At 65.0% G+C, this 14,995-nt stretch carries 12 protein-coding genes; 6 read left to right on the top strand and 6 right to left on the bottom strand.

Annotation, left to right across the window (positions count from 1 at the left end):
• Positions 1-135 precede the first annotated feature (135 nt).
• Positions 136-1,023 (top strand): EamA family transporter, encoded by an 888-nt coding sequence (locus LRS11_RS00395; RefSeq protein WP_260495038.1) that lies wholly within the window; start codon positions 136-138, stop codon positions 1,021-1,023.
• Here the strand turns inward: LRS11_RS00395 and LRS11_RS00390 are convergent.
• The gene (locus LRS11_RS00390; protein WP_260495037.1) at positions 992-1,891 is read right to left on the bottom strand and encodes a LysR family transcriptional regulator; all 900 of its coding nucleotides are present in this window, start codon (positions 1,889-1,891) and stop codon (positions 992-994) included. The two genes, LRS11_RS00395 and LRS11_RS00390, sit on opposite strands and share 32 nt — an antisense overlap.
• Before the next feature lie 120 nt (positions 1,892-2,011).
• Between LRS11_RS00390 and LRS11_RS00385 the strand changes: the two genes are divergently transcribed.
• Positions 2,012-2,770, top strand: coding sequence for an SDR family NAD(P)-dependent oxidoreductase (locus LRS11_RS00385; RefSeq protein WP_260495036.1), 759 nt, complete (start codon positions 2,012-2,014; stop codon positions 2,768-2,770).
• Between the two features lie 264 nt (positions 2,771-3,034).
• Positions 3,035-3,499: a bacterioferritin gene (bfr, locus tag LRS11_RS00380; protein ID WP_260496984.1), complete on the top strand. Its 465-nt coding sequence runs from the start codon at positions 3,035-3,037 to the stop codon at positions 3,497-3,499.
• An 89-nt stretch (positions 3,500-3,588) separates the two neighbouring features.
• On the opposite strand, the gene LRS11_RS00375 is transcribed toward bfr, so the two are convergent.
• The 4 genes from LRS11_RS00375 to LRS11_RS00360 form a co-directional block, all read right to left on the bottom strand.
• Entirely contained in the window at positions 3,589-5,778 is a 2,190-nt protein-coding gene (locus LRS11_RS00375; RefSeq protein WP_260495035.1) for a TonB-dependent siderophore receptor, read from the bottom strand.
• A 210-nt stretch (positions 5,779-5,988) separates the two neighbouring features.
• The gene (gene cueR, locus LRS11_RS00370; RefSeq protein WP_260496983.1) at positions 5,989-6,399 is read right to left on the bottom strand and encodes a Cu(I)-responsive transcriptional regulator; all 411 of its coding nucleotides are present in this window, start codon (positions 6,397-6,399) and stop codon (positions 5,989-5,991) included.
• Positions 6,400-6,468: 69 nt separating this feature from the next.
• Positions 6,469-8,847, bottom strand: a complete 2,379-nt coding sequence (locus LRS11_RS00365; protein WP_260495034.1) for a heavy metal translocating P-type ATPase — start codon at positions 8,845-8,847, stop codon at positions 6,469-6,471.
• Between the two features lie 101 nt (positions 8,848-8,948).
• The gene (locus tag LRS11_RS00360) at positions 8,949-9,305 is read right to left on the bottom strand and encodes a hypothetical protein (protein WP_409519832.1); all 357 of its coding nucleotides are present in this window, start codon (positions 9,303-9,305) and stop codon (positions 8,949-8,951) included.
• A gap of 127 nt (positions 9,306-9,432) precedes the next feature.
• Between LRS11_RS00360 and LRS11_RS00355 the strand changes: the two genes are divergently transcribed.
• Positions 9,433-9,630, top strand: a complete 198-nt coding sequence (locus LRS11_RS00355) for a heavy-metal-associated domain-containing protein (RefSeq protein ID WP_260495032.1) — start codon at positions 9,433-9,435, stop codon at positions 9,628-9,630.
• 17 nt (positions 9,631-9,647) lie between these two features.
• Here LRS11_RS00355 and LRS11_RS00350 read toward each other — a convergent pair whose 3' ends face one another.
• Positions 9,648-10,304 carry a TetR family transcriptional regulator gene (locus tag LRS11_RS00350; RefSeq protein ID WP_260495031.1) on the bottom strand — a complete coding sequence of 219 codons (657 nt, stop codon included), beginning with the start codon at positions 10,302-10,304 and terminating at the stop codon, positions 9,648-9,650.
• 153 nt (positions 10,305-10,457) lie between these two features.
• Between LRS11_RS00350 and LRS11_RS00345 the strand changes: the two genes are divergently transcribed.
• Positions 10,458-11,612 carry an efflux RND transporter periplasmic adaptor subunit gene (locus tag LRS11_RS00345; protein ID WP_260495030.1) on the top strand — a complete coding sequence of 385 codons (1,155 nt, stop codon included), beginning with the start codon at positions 10,458-10,460 and terminating at the stop codon, positions 11,610-11,612.
• A 12-nt stretch (positions 11,613-11,624) separates the two neighbouring features.
• A complete protein-coding gene (locus LRS11_RS00340; RefSeq protein ID WP_312026990.1) occupies positions 11,625-14,759 on the top strand; it encodes an efflux RND transporter permease subunit in 3,135 nt (1,044 codons plus the stop codon).
• Positions 14,760-14,995 lie beyond the last annotated feature (236 nt).

The raw sequence follows: 14,995 nt of genomic DNA, 5'->3' as shown, positions 1-14,995 counted from the left end.
TCCCACATGTGGGAGAGGGAAATATGAATTGCCCCGCGCTTTGCGTGATCGCCCGCGTGCTGTTACTCGGCAACTGTATCGCTGCACGGCTTACGGCAACTGCTAGTGTGCGGGAAGTTCGTCCGGAGCTTCGTCATGTCTGTGCCGCATATCCTCCTGGCCCTGCTGGTTACCCTGATCTGGGGCGTCAACTTCGTGGTGATCAAGGTCGGCCTGCAGGACTTTCCGCCGCTGCTGTTCTGCGCCCTGCGTTTCGCCCTGGCGGCGTTTCCGCTGTTGTTCCTGCGTGGGCCGCTGCCGGCGCCCGGCTGGCGCATCGTGCAGATCGGCCTGTTGCTTGGGGTGCTCAAGTTCGGCCTGCTGTTCGTCGGCATGCACCTGGGCATGCCGGCCGGGCTGTCGTCGCTGGTGCTGCAGAGCCAGGTGTTCTTCACCGTGCTGATAGCCGCCGTGCTGCTGGGTGAACGGCCCACTGCACGGGCGCTGTGCGGTTTGCTGCTGGCGGCAGCTGGCCTGCTGTTGATCGGCTGGCAGCGGCCGCTGGGTAACAGCCTGCTGGCTTTCGCCCTGGTGGTCGCCGCCGCACTGGCCTGGGCCTGCGCCAATATCGCCACCAAGCGCTCCGGTGCCAGCGACATGCTGCGCCTGATCTGTTGGGTCAGCCTGGTACCGGTACTGCCGCTGTTGGGCCTGTCCTACCTGTTCGAGGGGCAGCAGGCGATCACCACGGCGTTGACCCAGGCCAGCTGGAGCGGTGTCGGCGCGTTGCTGTATATCGCCTTTCTCGCTACCACCATCGGCTTCGCCATCTGGAGTTTCCTGCTGCGCCGTTACCCGGCCAGCCTGGTTGCACCCTTTGCCCTGGCGGTGCCGGTATCGGGGCTGCTGGCCGGCTGGTTGCTGCTCGGCGAGTCGCTGACCGCGCAGGGTTGGTTGGCGTGTGTGCTGGTGTTTGGCGGCCTTGCGGTCACCGTGCTACCGGCCGGGCTGTTCAGACGAGGTGCGCGCGTACCAGTTGGCTGAGCCAGTCCATGAACACCTGGACGCGCTTCGACAGGTTGCGCCGATGCGGGTAGAGCAGTGATACCGGCATGGGGGCGGCACGCTGGGCCGGCAGTATCTCCACCAGTTGGCCGCTGGCCAGATAGGGGCGCACGCCGACCAGCGGTACCTGGATGATGCCGAGACCGGCCAGGCAGGCCTGGGTGTAGGCATCGGTGCTGCTGACCGTGAGGCTGCCCGGCATCTCGATGAAGCGAGTCGTGGCGTTTTCCCAGACTTCCCAGCCGGAGGGCTTGCTGCCCAGGGTCGGTACGTAGTGCACCAGGCGGTGCTCGGCCAGGTCGGCCAGGCTCTGCGGTGTACCGTGGCGCGCCAGGTAGGCCGGACTGGCACAGTTGACCTGCACCATCTGCCCCAGTGGCCTGGCGATCAGCCCGGCATCCACCAGGCTGCCGACGCGCACCACGCAATCGAAGCCCTCGCGAATCAGGTCGACGCGTCGATCGGTGCAGCTCAGCTCCAGCTCCAGCTGTGGGTGTTCGGCGAGGAAGGCCGGCAAATGCGGCAACACCAGGTCGCGGGCCAGGGCCTGGCCCATGTCCACCCGCAGACGCCCACGCAGCTGGCCGGCGTCGAGCTGGAACAGGGTGGCCAGTTCGTCGGCGTCGGCCAGCAGATCCTTGCAGCGCTCGTAGCAGGCCTGGCCGTCCTGGGTCAGTTGCACGCGCCGGGTGGTGCGCTGCAGCAGGCGGGTGCCGAGGTGGTTTTCCAGGTACTGCACCAGGTTCGACACGCTGGCCTTGGGCTGCCCCAGGCTTTCGGCGGCGCGGGTGAAACTGGCCAGCTCGGCGACGCGGACAAAAACGAGCATGGCTTGCAGGCGATCCATGGCGTGTCAACTGTTATTGATTTATGGATAGTCTAAACAGGATTTCCTTATTTATCTCTGTTTTGGCGATCAATAGTCTAATCCTCGTCAACTTCATCCCACCTCGACGAGGGTTTTTCGATGCGCAACTCCATCACGCTGATTACCGGCGCCAGCCGTGGCCTGGGCCGGAACGCTGCCCTGCACCTGGCCCGTCATGGCCATGACCTGATCATCACCTACAACAGCGGCAAGGCCGAGGCCGCCGCGGTGGTTGCCGAAGTCCACGCCCTCGGCCGCCAGGCTGTCGCGCTGCCGCTGGATGTGAGCAACAGTGCCAGCTTCAGCGCCTTCGCCGAGCAGGTGCGCGCGGCGCTGGCCACCACCTGGCAGCGCGACAGTTTCGATGCGCTGCTCAACAACGCCGGTATCGGCATTCACGCGTCGTTCGCCGAAACCAGCGAAGAGCAGTTCGACCAACTGATGAATATCCAGCTCAAGGGCACCTTCTTCCTAACTCAGAAACTGTTGCCGTTGCTGGCCGACAACGGGCGCATCCTCAACGTCTCTACTGGCCTGGCGCGCTTCGCCCTGCCGGGCTTCGCTGCCTACGCGGCGATGAAGGGTGGTATCGAGGTGCTCACCCGCTACCTGGCCAAGGAGCTGGGCGGACGCGGCATCCGCGTCAACGTGATCGCACCGGGGGCTATCGAGACCGACTTCGGTGGCGGCGCGGTGCGCGACAACCAGCAGCTCAACGATTTCCTCGCCAGCCAGACGGCCCTGGGCCGGGTCGGCCTACCGGACGATATCGGCAAGGCCATCGTCATGCTGCTCTCGGAGGAGGCTGGTTGGATCAATGCGCAGCGGGTCGAGGTGTCCGGCGGCATGTTTATCTGAGCCCGTGCCGAGCCTGCCGAGGAGCGCTTGCGTTGGTTCTTCGGCAGGCTCGGTCGGTACCGATTGGTGCTGTTTGCGGAGGACGCGGGTGAGGGTCGTTATCAGTGCCGTTAGCATTTATATGAAATCGCTTGCGGGCCTTTAACCACGTGGCTTTGCGCTCATGCTGATGGTTTCGTTGGGGGCGCCATTTTGCTGCTTGACCAATGCCCTTCGAGGGTCGAAGCTTCGTTTCTGATCCGCTGTTTCATGAAGGACATTCCCATGCAAGGCCAGGCTGAAGTCGTCGAATATCTCAAGGATCTGCTGCGTGGCGAGCTTGCCGCCCGCGACCAGTATTTCCTGCATTCGCGCATGTATCAGGACTGGGGCTTCACCAAGCTCTATGAACGCCTCAACCACGAGATGGAGGAGGAGACCGAGCACGCCGATGCCCTGCTGCAGCGCATCCTGTTTCTCGAAGCCACCCCGGACATGACACCCAAGGCGATCCAGCCGGGCGCCACCGTGCCGGACATGCTGCGTGCCGACCTCAAGCTGGAATACGAGGTGCGCGAAGCCCTGAGCAAGGGCATGACCCTGTGCGAGAAGCACAAGGACTACATCAGCCGCGACATGCTCGGCCTGCAGCTGAAAGACACCGAGGAAGACCACGCCTACTGGCTTGAACAGCAGCTCGGCCTGATCGACCGCGTCGGCTTGCAGAACTACCTGCAATCGCAGGCCTGAGTTGCTGCAGCCATGAAAAAGGGAGCCGAGGCTCCCTTTTTCATGGACGTGTCCCGGACCGGTTGCCCGGCCGGGAGGCGGCTAGGCGCTTACAGCGTCCACTTCACGCTGAACATGGCGTTGCGTGGCGCGCCGTAGTTCAGGTTGCCGAAGTCGATGCCACTGTAATAGTGCTTGTCGAACAGGTTGTTGATGTTGACGCGGGTGTCGATGTGCTCATTGACCTTGTAGCCCACCATCAGGCCGACCAGGGAGTAGTCCTCCTGCTCGTAGCCTTGCGGGCTCTCGGTCGAGCTCTGGCTGAGCACGTCGCCACCGACGCGCCACTGGTGCAGCTCGCCCGGCAGGTTGTAGACAGTGGCCAGCTTGTACAGATGACGCGGGATGGTCGGGTCGAAGTACTCGCCTTCGTTGGCCTCGTTGGCATCCTGCTGGTACTTGGCTTCGACGTAGGTGTACGACGCGCTGGCGTTCCAGTTCTCGGTCAGCGCACCACTGACTTCGAAGTCGAGACCCTGGCTGCGCACCTTGCCTGATGCACGCTGGCAGTAAGGCGAAGTCGGGTTGCTCGGGCACGGGGTCGGGCCGCTGGTGTCGTCGACGGCGCGGTTCAGCTGGTCGACCTGGAACAGCGCTACGCTGGCATTCACCGCGCCGTCCAGATACTCGCCCTTCAGGCCGATCTCGTAGTTTTCGCCTTCGATGGGCTTGAGTACGCTGCCGCTGGCGTCGAGGGCCTGCTGCGGTTTGAAGATGTCGGTGTAGCTGGTGTAGACCGAGTAGGTCTCGTTCAGGTCGTAGATCACCCCGGCGTAGCGGGTCAGGTTGCGGGTGACCTTGTAGCTGGAGGTCTCGGTGGCGAACTCGTGCCAATCGAGACGGGCACCGACGATTACCTTCAGCGGATCGGCGACGTTGAAGCGGCTGGTGACGTAAGTGCCGGTCTGGGTTTCGTCGGTCTTCAGACCCCACAGGCGCATGTTGTAGCTCGGCTTGTCGGTGTTGCTTGGGTCCCAGTCATCTGGGTCGAAGCCAACGGCCGCGCCGCTGCCGTCTGAGTACAGAACATCGCCCCAGCCACCGTGGCCGTCGAAGGCTTCTTCGCGGTAGCTGGTGCCGACGACCAGCTCATGCTCGCGACCGAGCAACTGGAACGGGCCGGAGGCGACGGCGTCGTAGCTGCTGTGGTCGTCGGTGTAGACGTACTGGCCGCCACCCTGGTCGATGGTGTCGCAGGCGGTGTAGTAGCAGCTGTTGTACATGCCCAGCATGTGGATGCGCCCCCACATCTTGTTCATCGCCAGCTTCAGCTTCCAGTCGTTGTCGAAGCGGTGCTCGATGTCGCTGAACAGCTGGGTGGTCTTGGTATCCCAGTAGGACCAGTCCGCACCGTAATAGGTGTCGCGGTCGAAGCCGAGATCTTCGCCGCCCGGCTTGCTCGGCAGGCCGACCCAGTTGTCGTTCTTGTTGTCGTTCTGGTACGAGGCACCGACCGTCAGGGTGGTGGCGTCGGTCACGTCCATCTCGGTGATGGCATAGAGCAGGCCGCGCTCGCCGCTGACGTAGTCCTGGAAGCTACCGTTGGTTTGGTAGGCGGTTACGGCGCGACCGCGAATGGTGCCTTCGCTGTTCAGCGGGCCGGAAACGTCGACTTCGGTGCGGTAGGTGTCCCAGGAACCGGCGCTGCCGCTGATGCTGGCTTGCGGGGTGGCGGTCGGACGCTTGCGCACCAGGTTGATGGCGGCGGCCGGGTTGCCGGCACCCTGCATCAGGCCGGTGGCGCCGCGGACGATCTCGACGCGGTCGTACATGGCCAGGTCGGCAGCGGAGATGACGTCCTGAGTGTAGGTGGAGATGCTGGTTGGCAGGCCGTCGTACATGATGTTGTCGACTTCGAAGCCGCGCGCCTTGTAGCTCTGGCGGGCCGGGCCGTACTGGTTGACGGTCAGGCCGGGGGTGTACTTGACCACATCATTGAGGTCTTCCATGCCCTGGTCTTCGATGCGCTGACGGGTGATCACGCTGACCGACTGCGGGGTCTCGCGGATCGACAACGGCAGCTTGGTGCCGGTGGTCATTGCGCCGGTGGTGTAGGACTGGGTGCCTTCGGTGGTGGCCTGGCCCTTGAGGCCTTGCGCGTCGACCTGAGTGGCCTGCAGCTGCACGGTGCCATCAGTCGGCTCCGCGGCGGTCTGGGTGTCGTCGGCGTAGGCGGTGTGGGCGAAGCACAGGCCGACCGCGATGGCGGCGGCCAGCGGCGACAGATGATGGCGATGCATGTGGAGTGTCCCCTAGACGAGTTCTGGCAGATGTTTGTTCTGCCCCGCTGTATGCGCGGGTGCGCCGCTCCTCTTGCTCGTCCATGAGGGCAATCGGTTGATTGGGGTGCGGATGCGGCGGCGCGAGTGTAAGGGGATGTAAACTTATCGTAAATAAGAATTTATATCGCTAGAGATATATTTGCATATGCTTTGGATGATCATTGGCGTTTAGCCGTTGTGCCCACTGCAGCAGCTCGACTCCAGATCCCGCAGGATCGGGCAGTCCGGTCGGTGGTCGCCCTGGCAATGCTCGGCCAGTTCGCCGAGGGTGTCGCGCAGGGCGCTCAGTTCCGTGATCTTGCGGTTCAGCTCATCGATATGGCGCAGCGCCAGGGCCTTCACGTCGGCGCTGGCGCGCTGGCGGTCCTGCCACAGGGTCAGCAGCTTGCCGACTTCCTCCAGGGAGAAACCCAGGTCGCGCGAGCGCTTGATAAAGGCCAGTACATGCAGGTCCTGGGCGCCGTACAGGCGGTAGCCGCTGTCACTGCGCCCGGCCGGGCGCAGCAGGCCGATGGACTCGTAGTAGCGGATCATCTTGGCGCTAAGACCGCTGTGTTTGGCTGCTTGGCCGATATTCATCACGCATGCCTCATCGAGTTTGTAGCCCGGATGCAATCCGGGGTTGGCCATTCCCGGATTGCATCCGGGCTACGGTTTCCAGGTATTCAGCAGCAGGGCGTTGCTCACTACGCTGACGCTGGACAGGGCCATGGCCGCGCCGGCGACCATCGGGTTGAGCAGGCCCGCGGCTGCCAGCGGAATGCCCACCAGGTTGTAGATGAAGGCCCAGAACAGGTTCTGCTGGATCTTGCGCCAGGTGCGCCGGCTGATCTCCAGCGCCGCCGCCACCAGGCGCGGGTCGCCGCGCATCAGGGTGATGCCGGCCGCGTGCATGGCCACGTCGGTGCCGCCGCCCATGGCGATGCCGACATCGGCGGCGGCCAGGGCCGGAGCATCGTTGATACCGTCGCCGACCATGGCCACCACCGCACCCTCGCGTTTCAGAGCGGTGATATGTGCGGCCTTGTCCGCCGGCAGCACCTGGGCATGCACCTGTTCGATGCCCAGGGCGCGGCCCACGGCATTGGCGCTGCCGGCGTTGTCGCCGCTGATCAGGTGGCTGTGGATGCCGCGCTCGCGCAGGGCGGCGATAGCCTCGGCAGCGCCCGGCTTGAGACTGTCGCCAAAAGCCAACAGGCCCAGCACGCGCGGTTGCGGTGCGCGCTCCAGCAGCCAGGACAGGGTGCGGCCTTCGGCTTCCCACTCGGCGGCAGTGGCCTGCAGCGGGCTGTGCAGGCCCAGTTCGTCGAGCAGGCGCTGGTTGCCGAGCAGCAACTGGCGGCCTTCGATCTGGCCCTGGATGCCGCGCCCGCTGAGGGCCTGGCTATCGGTTACTGCGGGCAGGGCAAGCTGGCGTTCCCGCGCGGCTTGCAGCACGGCGTGCGCCAGTGGATGCTCGCTGCCTTGCTGCAGGCCGCCGGCCAGGCGCAGCAGTTCGGCCTCATCGATGCCGTTGGCGGCCAGGTGGACGATGCTCGGCTGGCCCGAGGTGAGGGTGCCGGTCTTGTCGAAGGCCACCACGCTGACCTTGTGCGCCAGCTCCAGGGCTTCGGCGTCCTTGATCAGGATGCCGTGGCGTGCCGCCACGCCGGTGCCGGCCATGATCGCCGCCGGTGTGGCCAGGCCGAGGGCGCAGGGGCAGGCGATCACCAGCACCGCCACGGCATTGATCAGCGCCTGTTCCACCCCGGCGCCGGCCAGCAGCCAGCCGGCCAGGGTCAGCGCGGCAATCAGCAGCACGGCCGGCACGAACACCGCGCTGACCCGGTCCACCAGTTTCTGGATCGGCGCCTTGCCGGCCTGGGCGTCCTCCACTAGGCGGATGATCTGCGCCAGCACGGTTTCGCTGCCGAGCGCAGTGGTGCGCACGATCAGCCGGCCGTCGCCATTGATCGCGCCACCGGTAATGCGGTCGCCCACCTGCTTGGCGACCGGCAGGCTTTCCCCGCTGATCAGCGCCTCGTCGGCCTGGCTCTGGCCGTCGCTGACGAGGCCGTCCACCGGGAAGCGTTCGCCGGGGCGCACCACCACCAGGTCATCCAGGCGCAATGCGTTCAGCGCGACGTCTTCTTCGATACCGTCGCGTAGGCGGGTGGCGCGTTCCGGGCGCAGGGCTTCGAGCGCGCGAATGGCCGCACTGGTCTGGCGTTTGGCGCGGCTTTCCAGGTACTTGCCGAGCAGCACCAGGGCGATGACCACTGCCGAGGCTTCGAAATACAGATGCGGCATCGCCTGGGGCCCGGCCGTGGCCCACAGGTACAGGCTCAGGCCGTAGCCGGCGCTGGTGCCGAGGGCGACCAGCAGGTCCATATTGCCGCTGCCGGCACGTACGGCCTTCCAGGCGGCGACATAGAAGCGCGCGCCGAGGATGAACTGCACCGGGGTGGCCAGGGCGAACTGCACCCAGGCCGGCAGCATCCAGTGCAGGCCGAACCACTCGGCCAGCATCGGCACCACCAGCGGCGCGGCCAGGGCGAGTGCCAGCAGCACGGCCAGGCGTTCGCGGCGCAGGGCGATCTGCGGGTCGCGCGGCGGCGTACTGTCGAGCAGGCATGCCGAATAACCGGCGGCCTCGACGGCGGCGATCAGCGCGCTGCTGGACGAACCCGCCAGCCACTCGACGCGGGCGCGCTCGCTGGCCAGGTTGACGCTGACGGATTGGACCCCGGGCACTTTGCCCAGCGCGCGCTCGATGCGCCCGGCACAGCTGGCGCAGGTCATGCCGCCAAGCTGCAGCTCTATGGATTGCAGGGGCACGCCATAGCCGGCCTGGTGCACGGAGGCGATCAGGCTCGGCAGGCTGCCGGCCGGCGCGTCGAGCTGGGCGCGTTCGCTGGCCAGGTTGACGCTGATGGTCTGTGCGCCAGCCACCTTGCCCAGCGCGCGCTCGATGCGTCCGGCACAGCTGGCGCAGGTCATGCCGCTCAGGGGCAGGTCGAAACGGGTGAGGGGGGCGGTACTGTTCATGGGCGTCTCCTTGAGGCGAGTGCCCCAAAGATCAACCTTAACCTAATGGCAAGGTCAAGTGCCCGAATCGCCAACGAGTGAAGGCCGCTGCGGGTATGGTTCTAGGGCTGCACCTGGAGCAGCGTCAGGCCGCCGACATCCAGGGCGATGCGGTATTGCTGCACGACGCCGGCCTGGATCTGCGCGCGGGTGCTGCGCACTTGCTCGAAGCTCGGCTCGCAGCCCAGGCCGCCCATGTAGCCCAGGCGGATGGCGATTTCGCCCGGGGGCAGGTTGAACGAGGCCGACTGACCCTGATAGATGCGCGCGGCCAGGCGGTCCTGCAGGTAGATGCCGATATCGCAGGTGGTGGCCACTTCCAGGCGATCGCGCGCCACGATCAGCACGCCGTAGTAGGCGGGCGGCGGCGACAGCTCCGCGGCATTCAGTGGGGCGCTGCAGAGCAGGGCGGCAAACAGGACGAATAGTGGGCGCATCGGTTTCTCCTCGTTGCCTGTTCTGTATCGGCGCGCTGCCGCCAGGCTTGACCTTGCCACGGTGGCAAGCTGGATGCTAATTGCACAGTCAACCGAAGAGGGTAATTCCATGCAAATCCTGAAAGTTTCTGGCATGTCCTGTGGCCACTGCGTGCGCGCTATCACCCAGGCTGTCCACGCCCTGGATGATGCCGCCGAGGTGCAGATCGACCTGGCGGTCGGTGAAGTCCGGGTGGCCAGTCGGCTGAGTCAGGAGCAACTGCTGCAGGCGGTGCGCGACGAAGGCTATGGCGCCGAATTGGCCTGATCGACGCTGGGCTGCTGTTACGGAAGGGTACTCGCCACATTGGCTGACGCTGGCGGGTTCCAGTCGCGCACCAGCCCACGCAGCAGGGCGTCGATCAGACCGGCGGTGTCCTGCAGCGGGTCGAACAGGCTCTGGTCCCGCGTCCAGTCGGTAAACAGGCCGATGATCAGGGCGTGCAGCGCCCGTGCTGCCAGTCCTGGGCTCACCCCCGGTTGCAGGCGCGGTTTGCACTCAGGGCGCGCCAGCAGCTCTTCGACTAGGCGGATGAACTGGTTGATGAAGGCGTTGTGACGCTCCTCCGCTTCGCGCAGTTCGGCCGTGAATTCGCAGCGATGCAGGAGGATGGTGAAGATGCGCCGCTTCTGCTCGTCGCGGGCCAGGTTCTCGATGGCACCGATGCACAGGTCGCGCAGCAACAGCAGCGGGTCGACACCCTCGCAGCCGGACAGGCGTTCCGTCAGTTGCTCGGGGGGCAGGCGCACCTGGCTGAGCATCTCGTGGAACAAATGGGCCTTGTTCTCGAAGTGCCAGTACACCGCACCGCGGGTCACGCCCGCCGCCTTGGCGATCTGTTCCAGGGTGCTGTGGGCCACGCCTTTTTCCAGAAACAGCTGTTCGGCGGCCGCCAGGATGGCGACACGGGTCTGCTCGGCTTGTTCTTTGGTTCTGCGCATGGCGTGAGGGATGAATGCGTCTAGGCTCTTGTCTGGGGAACAGAGTGTAATGATTTTGCTGTCTATGTTGTGTTTACAAACGTGAATGTATGTAACTAGCATGGCAGCTTTTCCAGGCTTTGCCTGTGATCGCGCCGTCACGGAGATGACTTCATGCTTTTTCGCCACCTTCCATTCGCGCTCAAGGCAACGGCCCTGGGCTTGCTGATCCATTCCACGGCCCATGCGGAGCAAGCCGCCGGCACGCTGCCGCCGCCGGATGTGGTGGTGGAAGAAGCCAAGGTCGAGTCGCTGCCGCTGCAGTTCGAGTACCCGGCGCGTACCGCCGGTTTCCGCGAGGTGCAGGTGCGCGCCCAGGTTAGCGGCATCCTCCAGGAGCGGCTGTACACGGAAGGCAGTGCGGTGAAGCAGGGCCAGGTACTGTTCCGCATTGATGCGCGTTCCTACCAGGCAGCGCTGGCCCGTGCCAAGGGCGCACTGGCCCAGGAACAGGCGCGCTACCGGCAGACCGAGCGTGACCTCAAGCGCATCCGCGAGCTGCAGAAAAAAGGCTTCGCCAGTGAGAGCGAGCTGGACAACGCCATCTCCAACTTCGAACAGAGCAAGGCCAATATCGAAGCGGCCAAGGCCGAGGTACAGGCCAAGCAGATCGATCTCGACTACACCACGGTGGAGGCGCCGATCTCCGGTATCACCAGCAAGGAAACGGTGTCCGAAGGCAGTCTGATGGTCGCCGGCGACCCGAATGCCAGCCTGCTGACCCAGATCACTCAGCTCGATCCCATGTACGTCAACTTCGCCGCGCCCGACCGCGAAGTCTCCACTGTGCGCAGCGGCCTGCAGGACGGCAGCCTGGTGCGTGAGGGTGGCGAGAAGATGAGCGTGCAGATCATCTTCGGCGACGGCACCCTCTACCCGGTGCAGGGCCAGGTGGACTTCACCGACAGCCTGATCGACCGCGCCACTGGCACCGTCAGTGCCCGCGCCGTGGTGCCCAACCCGGACCAGGCCTTGCTGCCGGGTCAGTTCGTGCGGGTGGTGGTCAAGGGCATCAGCAAGCCGAACGCGGTGACCGTGCCGGAGCGCGCCATTGCCCAGGGACCGAACGGCACTTTCGTCTATGTGGTGGACGCGCAGGGCCTGGCGCGGGTGCGGACGGTGACCACCGCGCACACCGCCGCCGGACGCTGGGTGGTGGAAAGTGGTATCGCCGCCGGTGACCAGGTGATTGTCGAGGGGCTGCCCAAGGTCAGACCCAACGAGCCGGTGAAGGTGGTCGCCGCCGCTGCCGCCAATGCCCAGCAGTAAGGAGTCCGGCCTGTGATCTCGAAATTCTTCATCGACCGCCCGGTGTTCGCCGCGGTCATCTCCATCGTCATCCTGCTTGGCGGTTTAGCCGCCATGCGCTCGCTGCCGATTGCCCAGTACCCGCAGATTCTGCCGCCGCAGGTTTCGGTGACTGCCAGCTACCCGGGCGCCAGCGCCCAGGTCATCGCCGAAACCGTGGCCGCGCCGCTGGAGCAGCAGATCAACGGCGTCGAGGGCATGATCTACCAGCTGTCCAACTCGGCCAGCAGCGGCAGCATGAGCCTGTCGGTGTACTTTCAGGTGGGCCGCGATCCGGACCAGGCGACCATCGACGTCAACAACCGGGTGCAGGCCGCGCTGGCCAAGTTGCCGGAAGAAGTGCGCCGCCAGGGCGTCAAGGTGGAGAAGAAGTCGTCCGACATTCTCCAGGTGATCACCCTGTATTCGCCGGACAACTCCCGCGATCCGGTGATGATCTCCAACTACGCGCTGATCAACGTGATCGACGAGCTCAAGCGCCTGCCCGGCGTCGGCGCCGTCAGCCAGTTCGGTTCCAAGGACTACTCCATGCGCATCTGGCTGCGCCCGGACAAGCTGGCGCAGTACAACCTGACGCCGACCGACGTGGTCAACGCCATCCGCGAGCAGAACTCGCAGTTCGCCGCTGGCAGCTTTGGCCAGCAGCCGCTGCAGACCGCCCAGGACTTCACCTACACGGTGACCACCCAGGGCCGCTTCAAGGACCCGAAAGAGTTCGAGAGCGTGATCCTGCGCTCCGATGAAACCGGTGCCAGCCTGCTGCTCGGTGATGTCGCGCGGATCGAACTGGGGGCCCAGGACTACTCGCTGATCACCTCACTCAACGGCCAGCAGAACGCCGCCTTCGGTGTCTACCTGCAGCCGGGCGCCAATGCCCTGGATACCGCCGAGGCGGTGCAGGCCACGATGAAGCGCCTGTCCGCACGCTTCCCGGAAGGCATCACCTACAAGATCCCCTACGACACCACCAAGTTCGTCGAAGTGTCCATCGAGGAGGTGATCCACACCTTCTTCGAGGCGCTGTTGCTGGTGGTGCTGGTGGTGTTCATCTTCCTGCAGAACTGGCGCGCCACGCTGATTCCGGTGCTGGCCATCCCGGTGTCGTTGATCGGCACCTTCGCCGGCATGTACGCGCTGGGCTTCTCGATCAACCTGCTGACCCTGTTCGGCCTGGTACTGGCCATCGGCATCGTGGTGGACGACGCCATCGTGGTGATCGAGAACGTCGAGCGGGTGATGAAGAGCGAGAAACTCGGCCCGCGCGAAGCGGCGATCAAGGCCATGGAAGAGGTCACCGGGCCGATCATCGCGATCGTCCTGGTGCTCTGCGCGGTGTTCGTGCCGGTGGGCTTCCTCGGCGGCCTGGCGGGAGAGATGTATAAACAGTTTGCGATCACCATTGCCGTATCGGTGGTGATTTCCGGCATCGTCGCCCTGACCCTGTCGCCAGCCCTCTGCGCCCTGCTGCTCAAACCGGGGCACAGTGAACCGGCGGCGCCGTTCCGCCTGTTCAACCGTTTCTTCGACAAGATGACCGACGGCTACAGCGCCGGCGTGGCGTTCTTCCTCAAACGTTCGCTGGTGGGCCTGCTGCTGTTCGGCGGGATGATCGCGCTGACCATCGGCCTGTTCAGTCGCGTGCCGGGTTCGCTGGTGCCGGACGAAGACCAGGGCTATGTGATCAACGCCTACTTCCTGCCGCCGGCGGCTTCGGTCAACCGTACCGATGCGCTGACTGCTGACTTCACTCAGCAGATGATGAAGCACCCGGCGGTGCAGGACGTGGTGACCTTCGCCGGTTTTGATGTGCTGACCACCGGTAACCGTACCAACGCCGGGGTGTCCTTCGTGCCGCTCAAGGACTGGTCCGAGCGCACCACCCCGGAACTGGATGCACGCAACCTGACCCGCGAGTTCATGGGCATGGGCATGACCGAGAAGGATGGCGTGGTGATGTCCTTCAACCCGCCACCGATCACCGGCATGAGCACCACCGGCGGCTTCGAGGGTTATATCCAGGACCGTTCCGGTGGCAGCGTCGAAGCCCTGGCGGGCAAGGTCCAGGCCTTTCTCGCCGCGGCGGCCAAGCGTCCCGAACTGGGCGGGGTGCAAAGCACCTTCAACGCCAGCGTGCCGCAGTACTACATCGACCTCGACCGCACCAAGGCGCGCGCCTTGGGGGTGAGTATCAGCGATGTGTTCACCGCCATGCAGTCGACCTTCGGCAGCTACTACGTCAACGACTTCACCCTCTATGGCCGTACCTGGCAGGTCAGCCTGCAGTCGGAGTCGGAGTTCCGCCGCAAGCCGGAGGACCTGTCGCAGGTCTATGTGCGCTCCAGCACCACCAGCGACCTGGTACCGCTGACCAGCCTGATCAAGGTGCGCCGCATCCTCGGCCCCGATACCTACGCGCGCTTCAACGTCTACCCCTCGGCCAAGGTGCTCGGCGGGCCGGCGCCAGGCTACAGCTCCGGGCAGGCGCTGACGGCCATGCAGGAGGTGGCCGACGAAGTGCTCGGCGCCGACTACAGTCTCAGCTGGATCGGCTCGGCCTACCAGGAACTGGCGACCCAGGGCTCGGGCAGCATCGCCTTCGTCTTCGGCCTGATCATGGTGTTCCTGATCCTGGCCGCCCAGTACGAACGCTGGACCCTGCCACTGGCGGTGGTCACCGCGGTGCCGTTCGCGGTGTTCGGCGCGATCCTCGCGGTGTGGCTGCGCGGCATCCAGAACGACGTGTACTTCCAGGTCGGCCTGATCACCCTGATCGGCCTGGCGGCGAAGAACGCCATTCTCATCGTCGAGTTTGCGGTGATGCTGCGCGCCGAGGGCAAGGGCATCTTCGAGTCGGCCTATGAGGCGGCGCGGTTGCGCTTCCGCCCGATCGTGATGACCTCGCTGGCCTTCATCCTCGGTTGCGTGCCGTTAGCCATCAGCACCGGCGCCGGCTCGGCCAGCCGCCACTCGATCGGCACCGGGGTGATCGGCGGCATGCTGGCGGCAACGCTGCTGGCGACTTTCGTCATCCCGATGTTCTACCTGCTGGTGGAGTCGTTGGCAGAGAAACTGGGCAAGAAGAAGACCAAGGTGGCGGAGCAGCACTAACAACCTGTTTGAACAGGTTCTTTACGATCTTTGAGCGGTGTGTAGGGCGGGTGCGGTGCAATCTGCGCTCCCTCCCTCTCCCCCGGCCCCTCTCCCACAAGTGGGAGAGGGGAGACCAGCGGCCGTAGCCCGGATGCAATCCGGGAGCCGGGTATGCACCTATTTCCCCCGGATTACATCCGGCTACCTGTCGGGCAGGGCGTATGACCTGCTCAACCGCTGCAGTTTCGAATAGC

The organism is Pseudomonas sp. J452 (genome assembly GCF_024666525.1).
Classification (GTDB): Bacteria; Pseudomonadota; Gammaproteobacteria; order Pseudomonadales; family Pseudomonadaceae; genus Aquipseudomonas.
The sequence above is the reverse complement of the archived record's forward strand: the minus strand, read 5'-3'. Positions and strand labels throughout refer to the sequence as shown.

Coding starts and splice junctions, on each gene's coding strand:
- LRS11_RS00365 (WP_260495034.1), bottom strand. CDS start 8,847: ATGAACAGTACCGCCCCCCTCACCCGTTTCGACCTGCCCCTGAGCGGC.
- LRS11_RS00395 (WP_260495038.1), top strand. CDS start 136: ATGTCTGTGCCGCATATCCTCCTGGCCCTGCTGGTTACCCTGATCTGG.
- cueR (WP_260496983.1), bottom strand. CDS start 6,399: ATGAATATCGGCCAAGCAGCCAAACACAGCGGTCTTAGCGCCAAGATG.
- LRS11_RS00375 (WP_260495035.1), bottom strand. CDS start 5,778: ATGCATCGCCATCATCTGTCGCCGCTGGCCGCCGCCATCGCGGTCGGC.
- LRS11_RS00385 (WP_260495036.1), top strand. CDS start 2,012: ATGCGCAACTCCATCACGCTGATTACCGGCGCCAGCCGTGGCCTGGGC.
- bfr (WP_260496984.1), top strand. CDS start 3,035: ATGCAAGGCCAGGCTGAAGTCGTCGAATATCTCAAGGATCTGCTGCGT.
- LRS11_RS00345 (WP_260495030.1), top strand. CDS start 10,458: ATGCTTTTTCGCCACCTTCCATTCGCGCTCAAGGCAACGGCCCTGGGC.
- LRS11_RS00390 (WP_260495037.1), bottom strand. CDS start 1,891: ATGGATCGCCTGCAAGCCATGCTCGTTTTTGTCCGCGTCGCCGAGCTG.
- LRS11_RS00355 (WP_260495032.1), top strand. CDS start 9,433: ATGCAAATCCTGAAAGTTTCTGGCATGTCCTGTGGCCACTGCGTGCGC.
- LRS11_RS00350 (WP_260495031.1), bottom strand. CDS start 10,304: ATGCGCAGAACCAAAGAACAAGCCGAGCAGACCCGTGTCGCCATCCTG.